At 72.4% G+C, this 12865-nt stretch carries 14 protein-coding genes; 5 read left to right on the forward strand and 9 right to left on the reverse strand.

Annotated elements, in window-relative coordinates:
* Window positions 1-190: 190 nt before the first annotated feature.
* Window positions 191-2284, forward strand: coding sequence for a recombinase family protein (locus tag ACFWB8_RS23005; protein ID WP_385230055.1), 2094 nt, complete (start codon window positions 191-193; stop codon window positions 2282-2284).
* Here ACFWB8_RS23005 and ACFWB8_RS23010 read toward each other — a convergent pair.
* The 5 genes from ACFWB8_RS23010 to ACFWB8_RS23030 form a co-directional block, all read right to left on the reverse strand.
* A complete protein-coding gene (locus ACFWB8_RS23010; RefSeq protein ID WP_385230058.1) occupies window positions 2181-2876 on the reverse strand; it encodes a DUF4191 domain-containing protein in 696 nt (231 codons plus the stop codon). The two genes, ACFWB8_RS23005 and ACFWB8_RS23010, sit on opposite strands and share 104 nt — an antisense overlap.
* A gap of 10 nt (window positions 2877-2886) precedes the next feature.
* The gene (locus ACFWB8_RS23015) at window positions 2887-3084 is read right to left on the reverse strand and encodes a hypothetical protein (protein ID WP_266938884.1); all 198 of its coding nucleotides are present in this window, start codon (window positions 3082-3084) and stop codon (window positions 2887-2889) included.
* A 208-nt stretch (window positions 3085-3292) separates the two neighbouring features.
* Window positions 3293-4240, reverse strand: coding sequence for a lipoyl synthase (gene lipA / locus ACFWB8_RS23020; protein ID WP_385230061.1), 948 nt, complete (start codon window positions 4238-4240; stop codon window positions 3293-3295).
* Window positions 4241-4348: 108 nt separating this feature from the next.
* The gene (lipB, locus tag ACFWB8_RS23025; RefSeq protein WP_385230064.1) at window positions 4349-5146 is read right to left on the reverse strand and encodes a lipoyl(octanoyl) transferase LipB; all 798 of its coding nucleotides are present in this window, start codon (window positions 5144-5146) and stop codon (window positions 4349-4351) included.
* A gap of 76 nt (window positions 5147-5222) precedes the next feature.
* Window positions 5223-5579 carry a hypothetical protein gene (locus ACFWB8_RS23030; RefSeq protein ID WP_385230067.1) on the reverse strand — a complete coding sequence of 119 codons (357 nt, stop codon included), beginning with the start codon at window positions 5577-5579 and terminating at the stop codon, window positions 5223-5225.
* A 173-nt stretch (window positions 5580-5752) separates the two neighbouring features.
* Here ACFWB8_RS23030 and ACFWB8_RS23035 point away from each other — a divergent pair, with 173 nt between their 5' ends.
* Complete coding sequence (locus ACFWB8_RS23035) at window positions 5753-7192, forward strand: regulator (RefSeq protein WP_385230070.1); 1440 nt, start codon at window positions 5753-5755, stop codon at window positions 7190-7192.
* 77 nt (window positions 7193-7269) lie between these two features.
* Here ACFWB8_RS23035 and ACFWB8_RS23040 read toward each other — a convergent pair whose 3' ends face one another.
* From ACFWB8_RS23040 to ACFWB8_RS23050, 3 genes are all read right to left on the reverse strand, one after another.
* The gene (locus ACFWB8_RS23040) at window positions 7270-8550 is read right to left on the reverse strand and encodes an FAD-dependent oxidoreductase (protein ID WP_385230073.1); all 1281 of its coding nucleotides are present in this window, start codon (window positions 8548-8550) and stop codon (window positions 7270-7272) included.
* A gap of 195 nt (window positions 8551-8745) precedes the next feature.
* Window positions 8746-9648, reverse strand: a complete 903-nt coding sequence (locus ACFWB8_RS23045; protein WP_385230076.1) for a TIGR01777 family oxidoreductase — start codon at window positions 9646-9648, stop codon at window positions 8746-8748.
* 169 nt (window positions 9649-9817) lie between these two features.
* Complete coding sequence (locus tag ACFWB8_RS23050; protein WP_385230079.1) at window positions 9818-10504, reverse strand: VIT family protein; 687 nt, start codon at window positions 10502-10504, stop codon at window positions 9818-9820.
* A gap of 76 nt (window positions 10505-10580) precedes the next feature.
* Here ACFWB8_RS23050 and ACFWB8_RS23055 point away from each other — a divergent pair, with 76 nt between their 5' ends.
* Window positions 10581-11726 (forward strand): PP2C family protein-serine/threonine phosphatase, encoded by a 1146-nt coding sequence (locus tag ACFWB8_RS23055; protein ID WP_385230082.1) that lies wholly within the window; start codon window positions 10581-10583, stop codon window positions 11724-11726.
* A 112-nt stretch (window positions 11727-11838) separates the two neighbouring features.
* Window positions 11839-12141 carry a hypothetical protein gene (locus tag ACFWB8_RS23060; RefSeq protein ID WP_385230085.1) on the forward strand — a complete coding sequence of 101 codons (303 nt, stop codon included), beginning with the start codon at window positions 11839-11841 and terminating at the stop codon, window positions 12139-12141.
* On the opposite strand, the gene ACFWB8_RS23065 is transcribed toward ACFWB8_RS23060, so the two are convergent.
* Window positions 12122-12385: a hypothetical protein gene (locus tag ACFWB8_RS23065; RefSeq protein WP_385230088.1), complete on the reverse strand. Its 264-nt coding sequence runs from the start codon at window positions 12383-12385 to the stop codon at window positions 12122-12124. The genes ACFWB8_RS23060 and ACFWB8_RS23065 overlap by 20 nt on opposite strands.
* A gap of 106 nt (window positions 12386-12491) precedes the next feature.
* Here ACFWB8_RS23065 and ACFWB8_RS23070 point away from each other — a divergent pair, with 106 nt between their 5' ends.
* Window positions 12492-12863 (forward strand): ArsC/Spx/MgsR family protein, encoded by a 372-nt coding sequence (locus ACFWB8_RS23070; RefSeq protein ID WP_385230091.1) that lies wholly within the window; start codon window positions 12492-12494, stop codon window positions 12861-12863.
* The last annotated feature ends 2 nt before the right edge of the window (window positions 12864-12865 follow it).

A 12865-nucleotide genomic window follows, 5' to 3' on the forward strand; every position in this document is an offset into this window, starting at 1 on the left:
ATAGCTCCGAGGCGCCCCCTGTACGTCTGTATGCAATCCGGATCCAGGACTCCTGACAGAAGCCACCCCAAAGGGGGATCCATCCCGTTCGGCACCGACATGATGCCAACCCCCACTAGCGTGGCGATCACATGGATGACCCCGGGCGTGCGCCAACACCCCGGGGTCTGGCCAGTCTTGGAGGACTGACATGGGTAAGCCTCTCACGCCTGCCAACGGCACCCCGGGCCAGGCAACCGGACCCGCACGCGCCGTCGACTACCTGCGCGTGTCCACTCGAACACAGGCCAAAGGGCATGGGCTGGCCTACACCGGCAGAAATGCTTCGATCTACATCGCCGACAAGGGCTGGGAGCACGTAGGTACGTACTCCGACGAAGGTGTCAGCGGCACCCTCAGGGCTCACGGGCGGGACGCCCTCAAACACCTCATGGCGGATGCCCGCCGGATCCCGCGGCCGTTCGACGTGGTCGTCGTGAACGAGACCAGGGCAATCGGCCGCACCGGGCCGTCCTTCTGGACGTGGCTCTGGGAACTTGAGGATCTGGGCATCTTCGTGGCAGTCGCCGACGACTACGACACTTCGACCGGTGCCGGACGTTCACGCATGCACCAGGGTGCGCGGTACGCCATCCAGGAGCACAAGAACATCCGAAGCCGCACACAGGGCGGAATCCAGGAGAAGGCCGAGGGAGGAGGCCACCCCGGAGGGGCACCCCGATACGGGTATCGAATCCTCAACCCGGGCCGCCGCGGCGAGCAGCGCGTGGTGATCGATGAGTGCGACGGAGGAGACCGCTGCTCCCGGTCAATCCCTTGCACCACTCGTCACGAGGCGCCCGTCTTGCGCCGGGCGAGGCAGCTTGCCGTCGAAGAACAGGGCAAGTGGGGCCGCGTCGCTCTTGCCCTGAACCGGGAGGGCTGCCGTACTCGGTCAGGCAGGCGCTGGAGCGAGGCCAACATCCGGTCACGTCTCATGGACGAGGACTTGCTGACTGCCCGATACGTCTTCCGTAAGCCGTCCCGTGCGTTCACTCGCTCCGACGGCGCTCCCCTCTGGGGAGAGAGCCTCGTGATCCCACTCGACCCTGTCTTCACCGAGGCGGAAGTCGCCGAGCTGAGGAGCGCCGTCTCCCGGCGTCCGAAGGTCCCGCCGGTTCAGAGGAACTGCTACACGCTCAGTGGACGCATATGGAGTTTATGCGGGAAGCACTACGTCGGTGGCAGTCCCGCCGGCGAGAAGTCCCCCCATTACGTCTGCTCGGGTAAACGACCGCCCTATGCCGGCGCCTCCGTCTGCTCCTGCCCGCAGATCTACGCCACCGGAGTGGAAGATTGGGCGTGGGACGAAGTCTGCGCCCTTCTCGGAGACGGGGAACGACTCCGCGCCCCGTCGGAGGAACGGTTCCGGCTCCGTACCCGGCAGGCTGCGAACCGTGCGGCGAGAGTGACCGAGCTGGATCAGCTCGTTATGGAGCAGGACGAGACGATCCGCCTCGTCGCGGGCATCACGGCAAAGTCGGCCATGAAGCGGGGCCTGGCGCCCACGGATGCGGAAGTCGCTGTCGACAGGGCACTCAGGCCGCTGCTGGAGGAGCGTGAGCAACTGAAGCAGGCACTCGGAGAGGCGGCTTCCTGGCATGCGGAGGCAATCGACGAAGAGCAGCACGCCTCGGAGTTCCGGACCCTTGCGCGGTCGTCCCCCGAGGGCCTGAAGGATCTCAGTCAAGAGTTCCGGCGAGAGGTGATGAACCGGCTCGACATCCGGATCGAGATCACCGGACCACCACCCCCGATGCGGCGGGGTCTGGTATGTCCCGTAGCCGATTGGTTCCGCCGAGAGGCCAGGCTGGTCCCGGCCCTGACCGATGAAGCCTGGTCTCGACTGATCGCCTTGGACCTCTTTCCCGACGGGGAGGGGACGGCCCGCCAGAAGGGGGGCCTGGCTCCCCGGACCGTCCTGGAAGCCCTCTTGAAGAAGGCGAGGACCGATGCACGGTGGGCCCAGCTTGACGCGGAACACGGCTCCACGGGGTTGCGCGGCCATTGGCGGCGCTGGATGGACTCAGGCCTGTGGGAGGCGCTCATGAACGCGTTGGAGGGGTGCCCGGGCACCCCTCCAACGAAGCCTCATCCACTGCCGTCGATGGAAGTGACCGCACAGGTCACTCCCGATGCCCTCATCGCGGTCGCGGACCTCGCATGCCACGCCCTCCGGGCATCGGGCCCTTGGGGATCGGCATGTTGCTCATCAGGTCGCCCATGGCCCGGAGCTTGTCGTTGACCGCGGTGATCTGCGGGCCGGCCAGGACCCGGGGCAGCTTCAGCAGGGTCGTACGGACCTTCTTGAGCGGCACCTCGCCCTCGCCGGTGCCGACGATGAAGTCGTGGACCGGGACCTCGGGCATGATCCGGGCCAGCTTCTTCTTCTCGTTGGCCAGCATGGGCTTCACCCGGTTCGGGTTGCCCTCGGCGATCAGCACCACACCCGCCTTGCCGACGGCACGGTGGACGATGTCCTGCTGCCTGCTCATCGCGACGGCGGGGGTGGTCGTCCAGCCCCGTCCCACGTTGTCCAGTACGGCCGCGGCCGCGCCCGGCTGTCCCTCCATCTGCCCGAAGGCAGCCCGCTCGGCCCGCCGTCCGAAGACGATCGCCATCGCGAGGAACGCCACCAGGAAGCCCAGGATGCCCAGGTAGACCGGGTGGCCGATCAGGAAGCCGATCGCGAGAAAGACACCGAAGGTGACGATTCCCACGCCCGCGACGATCAGACCGACCTTCGGGTCGGCCTTGCGCGTCATCTTGTACGTCAGGGCGATCTGCTTCAGTCGCCCGGGGTTCGCAGCAGTCTCTGCGTTTGACTTCCTCGCCATGCAGCGAAGTTTACGTGGCCTGCGGGGTCCGGGTCGCCGCGGCCTCGAGTACGTGCTCGGTTTCGACCCGGTCCTTGGCCCTGCGGCGGTCTTCGAGCACCGCGGTCCAGGCGTTGCGGCGGGCTCCGCTCATGAGCAGCGACTCGATGCCGCGGAAGGCGTCGGTGACGGACGGGATGGCGATGGCGCGTACGGGCGCGGCCTGCATGATGTCGATCCCTTTCACGGTGCTCACTCGGTGGTGTGTGCGGTGCGTGGAGCAATCGTCACTGATTGGTGTTACCAGGGTGTGGCCGGTCGGTCAAATGTGATTGACGCGTTGCACACACTGACGCGGCCCGCCGGACTCTTCCTGGAAAGAGCCTAGGGGCCGCGCCGGTGCGGTGTTACTCGCTAGTAAGACTTTGTGCGCGACTTCACACAGTCGCGCGCTTCTCCATCGCCTGCTGGTAGAGACGGCCCGCGCGGTACGAGGAGCGGACCAGCGGCCCGGACATCACGCCGGAGAAGCCGATCTCCTCGGCCTCCTTCGCCAGCTCCACGAACTCGGCCGGTTTCACCCAGCGCTCGACGGGGTGGTGCCGCGGCGAGGGCCGCAGGTACTGGGTGATGGTGATGAGCTCGCAGCCCGCCTCGTGCAGGTCCTTCAGGGCCTGCGAGACCTCTTCGCGCTCCTCGCCCATGCCGAGGATCAGGTTCGACTTCGTGACCAGGCCGTAGGCGCGCGCCTTGGTGATCACCTCGAGCGAGCGCTCGTAGCGGAAGCCGGGGCGGATCCGCTTGAAGATCCGCGGCACCGTCTCGACGTTGTGCGCGAAGACCTCGGGGCGGGAGGCGAAGACCTCCTCCAGCAGCTCCGGGACCGCGTTGAAGTCCGGGGCCAGCAGCTCGACCTTGGTGTGGCCGGACTCGCGGCCCGCCGTCTGCTGGTGGATCTGGCGCACGGTCTCCGCGTACAGCCAGGCGCCGCCGTCGGCCAGGTCGTCGCGCGCGACGCCCGTGATGGTGGCGTAGTTCAGGTCCATCGTGACCACGGACTCGCCGACACGGCGCGGCTCGTCCCGGTCCAGGGCCTCGGGCTTGCCCGTGTCGATCTGGCAGAAGTCACAGCGCCGGGTGCACTGGTCGCCACCGATGAGGAAGGTGGCCTCGCGGTCCTCCCAGCATTCGTAGATGTTCGGACAGCCGGCTTCCTGGCACACCGTGTGCAGTCCTTCGCCCTTCACCAGGGCCTGCATCTTGGTGTACTCGGGACCCATCTTCGCCCGGGTCTTGATCCACTCGGGCTTGCGCTCGATGGGGGTCTGGGCGTTACGGACCTCGAGGCGCAGCATCTTGCGTCCGTCGGGTGCGACTGCGGACACGACCGGCTCCCTGTGACTTTGATTCTTCGGCGCCCACCAGGGTACGCCCGTAATTTCGTACGCTCTTACGTCCGCCAACCTGCGAGGGCGCGGCGGCATTCCCCGCCGCTAGCCGGCGGCCGCCTCTCGCTCGCGGGGCCGGAGCTCCGCGTGCTCGAACACCTCGGTCAGGTGCCGCTCGACGACCGGCAGCACCTCGGCGATGGTGATCTCGCGGCCCAGCTCGTAGGAGAGCGAGGTCACACCCGCGTCCCGGATCCCGCAGGGGACGATCCGGTCGAACCAGGTGTTGTCGGGGTTCACGTTGATCGCGAAGCCGTGCATGGTGACGCCCTTGGCCACGCGGATGCCGATGGCGGCGAGCTTGCGGTCCTCGCGGCGCTGGCCGGCGTTGGACGGGGCGTACTCGGGGCCGTTCAGACGGGCGTCGAACTCCTCGTCCTGCAGACGGGGGTCGAAGTCCAGCGAGAGCCCGCCGATCTTCGGGCGCTCCTCGACGGGGTCGCCCAGGACCCAGACGCCGGAGCGGCCCTCCACGCGGGTGGTTTCCAGGCCGAAGTCGGCGGCGGTGCGGATCAGGGCGTCCTCGAGGCGCCGGACGTGTGCGACCACGTCCACCGGCCGCGGCAGCTTCATGATCGGGTAGCCGACCAGCTGGCCCGGGCCGTGCCAGGTGATCTTGCCGCCGCGGTCCACGTCCACGACGGGCGTGCCGTCCAGCGGGCGCTCGCTGTCGGCGGTGCGCCGGCCGGCGGTGTAGACGGGCAGGTGCTCCAGCAGGAGGCAGGTGTCCCCGGCCTCGTCCGCGAAACGGGCGGCGTGCACCCGGCGCTGTTCTTCCCACGCCACCGTGTACTCGACGGCTTCCGGCCCGAAGCCCAGATGGACAAACCCAAGCTCAGCCACCGCAGCGCCTCCTCGTTGAACCTGCTGTGTGCACGTATCGCACCAAGCAAGGGTACGGCGGCCCGCGCGGGAGGCTTCAGGCGCCTGTCGGCGGCCCCGGCGGGAGCCAGATCGGCGGCTCCTCGCGGGCCTGCGGCGCGGCCTCTCCCCCGGCGCCTGGGGTCGCCGCCGGCGGGCCGGGCAGCTGCCTGGGCCGTCTGCGCCCCTTGGCCGGCCGGTCCGGGTCCTCGTCGGCGCGCGGCAGCCGCCGGTGTCCCTCGGAGTGGTCGTTGACCCAGCCGCACACCCCGCAGGCGTAGCGGCCGTCCAGCCCCGCGATGTACGTCCCGCAGCGCCGGCACTCCGCCTCGGTCAGCTCGGGCGCGGGCAGCGGCGCCGTGGACTCGGCAGTTCTCTCGGCGGAAGGGCGCACCCCGGTGGTCCGGCGGGTCATGGGCGGCAGCGTACGCCGACAGAGGGGGTCGGTCCGTAAAGAGCCCTACCGATTCTGCACACGATCGGATGAATGTGGGGCAGAGCGGGCGGCCCAGGCGGAGTTCGCCGCTACATTCACGCCGTTCACAGGGCCGGGACTCCGGTCCGTAACGTCAGGAGACCGTGGAGCCGATGACGGAACGACCTGCCCAGCGCGTCCCCAACCGGCAGCTCGCGGCCTTGATCGCGGAAGCCGGGTTCTCCAACGCCGGGCTAGCCCGCCGCGTCGACCAGCTCGGCCTCGAACACGGTCTCGACCTGCGGTACGACAAGACCTCCGTGACCCGGTGGCTGCGGGGGCAGCAGCCGCGCGGCACCACCCCGGCACTCATCGCGGAGGTCTTCACCCGGCGCCTCGGGCGGCGCCTGTCCGCACAGGACCTGGGCCTGGACGCGTGCGCCCCCGTGTACGCCGGTCTGGAGTTCGCGGCCACCCCCGAGGAGGCCGTGGACATCGCGAGCGGGCTGTGGCGCAAGGACTCCGGCTCGCACGCGGAGCTGCGGAAGATCGCCTTCACCCCGGCCGGGCTGGTCGTGCCCAGCCGGGACTGGCTCATCGGACGGGCCGACGAGCGCGTGGGCCGCGGCGCCGAGCAGACCGCCGCGCGGGTGCCCGTACAGGGCCGGGCCTCGGTGCCCCGGCAGCGGCAGATCGACCGCGGGCCCGGGCAGCGGGTGACCGGCGGGGACATCGCGGCGCTGAGATCGGTGAGCGAGCTGTTCCGCACCCTGGACCAGGCCTACGGCGGCGGCCACGCCCGCCAGGCCCTGGTGCGGTACCTGGAGCACGAGGCCGAGCCCATGCTCCGCGGCACCTACGGGGAGAGCACCGGGCGGCGGCTGTTCTCGGCCGCCGCGGATCTGACCCGGCTCGCGGGCTGGACCTCGTACGACATCGCCGCGCACGGGCTGGCCCAGCGCTACTTCGTGCAGGCGCTGCGGCTCGCGCAGGCCGCCGGGGACCGGCCGTACGGGTCGTACGTGCTGGTCACGATGAGCCGTCAGGCGGTCTACCTCGGCCACGGCCGCGAGGCGGTCCAGCTGGCCCGCGTCGCCCAGCAGGGCGTCGGCTCCGGGCCGCCGCCGGTGGTGCAGGCGCTGCTGCACTCGGCGGAGGCGCGGGGGCACGCGGTGCTCGGCGAGGTCCGGGCGTCCACGGCCTCCCTGGTGCGGGCCGAGCGGGCGCTCGGCGCGGCCCGGCCGGGGGACGACGTACCGCACTGGGCGCGGTTCTTCGACGAGGCGCAGCTGGCGGACGAGTTCGGGCACTGCCACCGGGACCTGCAGCAGTACCGGGCCTCGGCGCAGCACGCGGAACGCTCCCTGCAACTGCGGGCGCCGGGGTACGCCCGCTCGCGGCTGTTCTGCCGGGTGGTGCTGGCCACGGCGCGGCTGGGGCTGGGCGAGCTGGACCAGGCGTGCGCGCTGGGCGCGGAGGCCGCGCAGCAGGCGATGGAGATGCGGTCGGTGCGCGCGGTGGAGTACGTACGGGACTTCGAGCGCCGGCTGGAGCCCTACCGGGACGCCTCGGCCGTGCGGACGTACCGGGACCGGGTGGCGGCGCTGTCCTGAGGCGGGTGAGGGCCCGGCCCCGGTCGGGACGCACCAACAGCGTCCCGGTCGGGACCGGGCTCCTGGTTCGGTGGTTCTCAGGCCGCCGCCCGGAGTGCGGGCTCCACGGGAGCCGGGAGCGGGATGCCGAAGTCGCGCAGGACGGCGGTGGACGCGCGGCGGGCCGAGCGCAGGGCGCCCTGGACGGTGTTGGTGTCGCGGTGGTCGCCGCACACGTACAGCCCGGCCAGGACCCGCACCGGGCGCCGCATGTCGTGCGGCGGGGGCATGGCGGGGACGGCCTCCGGGGTGTGGTGGACGGCCAGCAGCTCCCAGTCCCGGGTGGCGGTGTCGTAGAGCCGGGCCAGGCGCGAGGCGACGGTGCGCGGGGGCGGGGGCGGCCCGAGCACGGTGGTGGTGACCAGGCTGCGGCCGGCCGGGGCGCGCGTCGGGTCGACCGCGCTCATCACGGCGGTGTGGGCGACGGGCCACTTGGGGTCGCCGTCCAGGAGCAGCGAGCCGTCCCAGGGCAGCGGGCCGGCGGTGGCGTGGTGGATGACGGTGACCTCGTGGAAGTCGGGCACCCGCAGCCCCGGCAGCAGTTCGGCGGCGGCGCGGGCGCCGGTCGCCAGGACCGCGGAGCGGCAGCTGAAGTCGCCGTGGTCCTCGGTGGTGACGAGGTTGGTCGCCACCGACCGGACCCGGACCCCGGTGCGCACGGTGCCGGGCGGCAGCGCGGCGGCGAGCAGGTCGGGCAGGGTGGCCGCGCCGCCCTCGGAGACGGCGAGCCGGCCGCGGGCGAAGGTGCGCAGCGCCAGGTCGGCGACGCGGCTGGAGGTGGTGAGCTCCGGGTCGCGGAGCAGGGCGGCGAGCAGGGGGCGCAGTACGCCGTTCAGGGTGCGCGGGGGCAGCCCGCGGGAGAACCGCAGGGCGGCGTGGGCGGTGCGTTCGGGCCGGGCGAGCAGGCGCTCCTCGGGCAGGGCCGCGAGGCGCCCGAGGGCCGCGCTGAGCCGGGCCTGGTCGAGGGAGCCGCTGGCCAGGGCGCGGGCGGGGGTGAGGGCCCCGGCGCGCAGTTGTCTGCCCTCGGTGTGGACGAGGACCCCGGGCGCGAAGGGGCGTAGGACCAGGCCCTCCAGGCCCGGGGTGCGGGCCGGCTCCGAGTAGGAGGTGCTGAGCAGTTGGCCGACCCGGTCCAGCCGGAAGCCGTCCACGGCTTCGGTGGCCATCCGGCCGCCGGGATCGCCGGCGGCCTCCAGGACGGTGACCGTGACCCCCGCTGCGATCAGGTGGTGCGCGGCGGCGAGTCCTGAGACTCCCGCTCCCACGATGACTACGTCCGCGTGGTGCGCGCTGTGTGTGCTGTGTGTGCTGCTGAGCACGTGCCCCTCCCCGAGGTCGGCGCGGCTGTGTTTCGTCCTCCTTCCCCCCAACGCCTCCGGCGGAACCCGAGTCAGGCGAGCTATTACGGTCAACTCCGGTCGCACAGCGGTCGCATCCGGGTCACGAACGGTCGCACGGTGGTCGTCCGGTGCGCTTCTCCCGTGCGCGCTTCCGTGCGCCCTTCGCTGCGCCCCTCAGTGCGCTCCTTCGTCGAGCGCGGCACGGATGGAGTCCTCGATCCCCGGATCGCGGAACACGAACCCCGACTCCAGCAGCCGGGCGGGCCGCACCCGCTGGCTGCCGAGCACGTCCTCGGCGAACTGGCCGAGCGCGACCTTGAGTGCGAGCGCGGGTACGGGGATCACCGCGGGGCGCCGCAGGACCCGGCCCATGGCCGCGGTGACCTGGCGGTTCGTCAGCGGTTCGGGGGCGGTGAGGTTGACCGGGCCCTCCAGGGAGGGGGTGTCGATGATGTGCCGCAGGGCCGCGATCTCGTCCCGGAGGGAGATGTGCGACCAGTACTGGCGGCCATTGCCGAGGCGGCCGCCGAGGCCGGCGCGGAAGACGGGGAACAACTGGCCCCAGGCCCCGCCCTGCCGGGCCACGACCAGGCCGGTACGGGCGAACACGGTCCGGACCCCGGCCGCCCGGGCGGGGGCCGCCGCGGCCTCCCACTCGACGCAGACCTCGGCGAGGAAGCCCCGGCCGGCCGGGGAGTCCTCGTCGACGGCGCGGTCACCGGTGTCGCCGTAGTACCCGATGGCGGAGCCGCTGACGAAGACCGCCGGGGGGCGGGGCATCGCGGCGACGGCATCGGCGATGGCCCGCGTGCCGTTGACCCGGCTGTCGCGGATCTCGCGCTTGTACGCGGCGGTCCAGCGGTGGTCGCCGACGCCGGCGCCGGCCATGTGCACGACGGCTTCGCAGCCGGCCAGGGCGGTGGGGTCCACGTGGCCCCGGGCCGGGTCCCACTTGGCCTCGTCGGGAGCCGTCGGCTCGCGCCGCACCAGGCGGACGACTTCGTGGCCGTCGGCGCGGAGGTTCTGCGCGAGGGCGTGCCCGATGAGGCCGGTACTACCGGTGACTGCGATTCGCATGCCCCCATCCTGCCGCGTGGGCCGCGTGCGTGCCCGGCCGCGGCCCGGCCCCTGGGGCTCCGCCCCGGACCCCGCGCCTCAAACGCCGGCGGGGCTGATTTCTGGCTGATGCCGCCACACAAGTCCAGCCTCGCAGGCGTTTGAGCCCCGGCAGTGGGACTGGTCGGGGTCAGGTGCCCAGCCAGGTTCCCACCGCGTAGGTGACGGCCATCGCCAGGGCGCCGCCGGCCACGGTGCGCAGGACCGCGCGCGGGACCGGGGCACCGCCCAGGCGGGCGCCGGCCACCCCGCACAGGGCGAGCGCCGCGAGCACCGCGCCGACCGTCACCGGGACCCGGCTGGAAGCCCCCGGCAGGACGATCGCCAGCAGCGGCAGCGCCGCCCCCGCGGTGAAGGCGATCAGGCTCGCGAAGGCCGCGTGCCACGGGTTCGCCAGCTCGTCGGGGTTGATCCCCAGCTCCACCCGGGCGTGCGCCCGCAACGCGTCCCGCTCCGTCAGCTGCTCCGCCGCCTCCCGGGCCAGGTCCCGGGACAGGCCCCGGGCCACGAGCAGGTCGGTCAGCTCCGCCAGCTCCTCCTGCGGCGCCTCCGCCAGCTCCCGCCGCTCGAAGTCCAGTGCCGCCTTCTCGGAGTCCCGCTGCGAGCTCACCGACACGTACTCCCCCGCCGCCATCGACAGGGACCCGGCCAGCAGCCCGGCCACGCCCGCCGCCACGATCGCCGACCGCGAGGTGGTCGCCCCGGCCACGCCCACCACCAGGCCGGCCGTGGAGATGATCCCGTCGTTGGCTCCGAGCACCCCCGCGCGCAGCCAGTTCAGCCGGGTGCTGATCGCCGCGCTCTGCGTATCCGTCACGCCACCACTGTCGCGGCCAGGACCGTAAGGGGCCACCCGGCGTGCGCCGCCCCGCACCCCGTACCAGGGTGGAGGGGTGAGACGCGGACACGAGGAGCCGGGCTGGCTGCGCGGGGCGCCGCCGCCGCGCTGGGCCCGGCTCGCGCCCGCGGCGGCCCTCGTCGTGCTGGTGCTCGCCCAGCGCGCCACCCCGGGCGACGTCGAGTTCGGCTACTTCCTGGCCGGGCTGCCCCCGGTGGCCGCGTTCGCCTACGGCGCCGCCGGCACCGCCGTCTTCGCCGCCGTCGTGCTCGGGCTCCTCGGCCTGCCGGTGATCGGCCTCTCCCACGCCCGCGGCGCCGACCTCGCCACCGTCGCCGCGATCGGCCTGCTCAGCGTGGTGATCGCCTGGGTCCGCCGGCGCCGCGACGCCCAGCTCGTGAACGTGCGTACCGTCGCCGAGGCCGCCCAGTTGGCCGTACTGCCGCCCGTGCCCGACCGCGTCGGACCCGTCCGCTGCTCGGGCCTGTACCGCGCGGCCCAACGCGGCACCCTGGTCGGCGGCGACCTGTACGACGTACGGCCCGGCCCGTACGGGGTACGCGCGATCGTCGCCGACGTCCAGGGCCACGGCCTCGCGGCGGTCGGCACGGTGGCCGCGCTGCTCGGGGCCTTCCGCGAGGGGGTCCTGGACGACGCGGAACTCTCGGCGGTGGCGGCCCGCCTGGACCGCCGGCTGCTGGCGGACTCGGTGGCCGCCTCCGTGGAGCATCCTGAGCTGTTCGCGACGGCGGTGCTGATGGAGTTCCCGCCCGGGCTGGATCTCGTACGGGTGCTGTCGTGCGGGCATCCCCCGGCGCTGCTGCTGCGCGGCCTCGCGGTCCGCGAGCTCGTCGTGGAGCCGGGCCCCCCGCTCGGCCTGGGCCTGGCCGGTCCGGCCCCGCCTGCGGTCGCCGAGATCCCGGTCCGGGCCGGGGACCGGCTGCTGCTGCACACCGACGGCGCGACGGAGGCCCGGGACGCGACGGGGCACTTCTACCCGCTGGCCGACCGGGTCCCCGCACTCGCGACGGATCCGGCGGGCCTGGCGCGCGCGGTGTGGCGGGACCTGGAGTCCTTCACCCGCGGCGGGCCGCGCGACGACGTGGCCCTGCTGGTGCTGTCGCTGGACGGCGGCATGGACGGCGGTACGGGCGGCGGTACGGGCGAGGGCGAGGGGCGGCCCGCTGCCGGTCCGTCATGACCACCCCGTCCCGGTTATGTGATCAAACGATGACGGCCGCCGCCATGGGCCGCTCTCCGTGTTTCGCTCGGATCCACCACCCGACCCGATCACGGAACGCCGAGGCCCACCGATGCGCGCACCGTACGAGTACAGCAGGCGGATATCGGCCGTCGTGGCGGCGGCGGGCGCCGTCGCGCTGCTGACGGGCGCCATCATCCTGGGCACGGCCTACGAGGACGTGCTCGGTGCGGACTCCGGCATCCCCGCCGGGCACCCCGCGATCGAGGCCCCGGTGCGCGGCACCGTCGACGGCACCGTCGACGGCGACGGGGAGGGCGACGGGGAAGCGGGCCGGGTCGTCAAGGTCTTTCTGGTCGACGCCCCGGCCCCCTCGTGGACCCCCGGGTCCCCGCTCAGCCGGCTGCGCGGATGAACGAGCGGACCATCTTGCAGGTGACATTGGACGGGCGGTGCATCCCCGTCCGCACGGCCATCGTGCGGATCTTGCGGTTCGTGGCGCGCTGAGCGTCATACGTCCCCGAGTCGAGCAGGGATATCGCCAACCGCATCGCCTTCAGGCGCCGGTTGTGCGTCTCGTACCACTCGCGGGGCAGCCCCGCCGGCAGCGGCTTCTTCTTCACGTGCTGGACGGTGTTCGCGGTCATGGCAGTGGCCATCTACAGCCTCCCAAACGGTAGTTGGCGTCCTGTCGTTCTCCCTCGATTTTACCGGCGACCACTGACAAAGGACCTGGCCAGGCGCCGCCTCGCTAAGCTTTCCGGCATGGAGATCTGGATCAATCCCGCCTGTTCGAAGTGCCGCAGCGCGCTGACCCTGCTCGACGCGGAGGGCGCCGAGTACACGGTCCGGCGCTACCTGGAGGACGTCCCCTCCGAAACCGAGATCCGCGAGGTCCTGAACCGCCTGGGCCTGGAGCCGTGGGACATCACCCGTACGTCGGACCCTCTGGCGAAGGAGACGGGCGTACGGGAACTGCCGCGCGAGGAGACCGAGGAGGCCCGGCAGCGCTGGATCGCCCACCTGGCGGCGCACCCGAAGCTGATCCAGCGCCCCATCATCACCGCCGAGGACGGCACGGCCGTGATCGGCCGCTCCGACGAGGCCGTCCGCGAGGCCCTCTCCCGCAAGGGCTAAGC

The sequence above is a fragment of the Streptomyces sp. NPDC060031 genome, assembly GCF_042736805.1.
Taxonomy (GTDB): domain Bacteria; phylum Actinomycetota; class Actinomycetes; order Streptomycetales; family Streptomycetaceae; genus Streptomyces.

Coding starts and splice junctions, on each gene's coding strand:
- ACFWB8_RS23005 (WP_385230055.1), top strand. CDS start 191: ATGGGTAAGCCTCTCACGCCTGCCAACGGCACCCCGGGCCAGGCAACC.
- ACFWB8_RS23010 (WP_385230058.1), bottom strand. CDS start 2,876: ATGGCGAGGAAGTCAAACGCAGAGACTGCTGCGAACCCCGGGCGACTG.
- ACFWB8_RS23015 (WP_266938884.1), bottom strand. CDS start 3,084: ATGCAGGCCGCGCCCGTACGCGCCATCGCCATCCCGTCCGTCACCGAC.
- ACFWB8_RS23030 (WP_385230067.1), bottom strand. CDS start 5,579: ATGACCCGCCGGACCACCGGGGTGCGCCCTTCCGCCGAGAGAACTGCC.
- ACFWB8_RS23035 (WP_385230070.1), top strand. CDS start 5,753: ATGACGGAACGACCTGCCCAGCGCGTCCCCAACCGGCAGCTCGCGGCC.
- ACFWB8_RS23045 (WP_385230076.1), bottom strand. CDS start 9,648: ATGCGAATCGCAGTCACCGGTAGTACCGGCCTCATCGGGCACGCCCTC.
- ACFWB8_RS23060 (WP_385230085.1), top strand. CDS start 11,839: ATGCGCGCACCGTACGAGTACAGCAGGCGGATATCGGCCGTCGTGGCG.
- ACFWB8_RS23065 (WP_385230088.1), bottom strand. CDS start 12,385: ATGGCCACTGCCATGACCGCGAACACCGTCCAGCACGTGAAGAAGAAG.
- ACFWB8_RS23070 (WP_385230091.1), top strand. CDS start 12,492: ATGGAGATCTGGATCAATCCCGCCTGTTCGAAGTGCCGCAGCGCGCTG.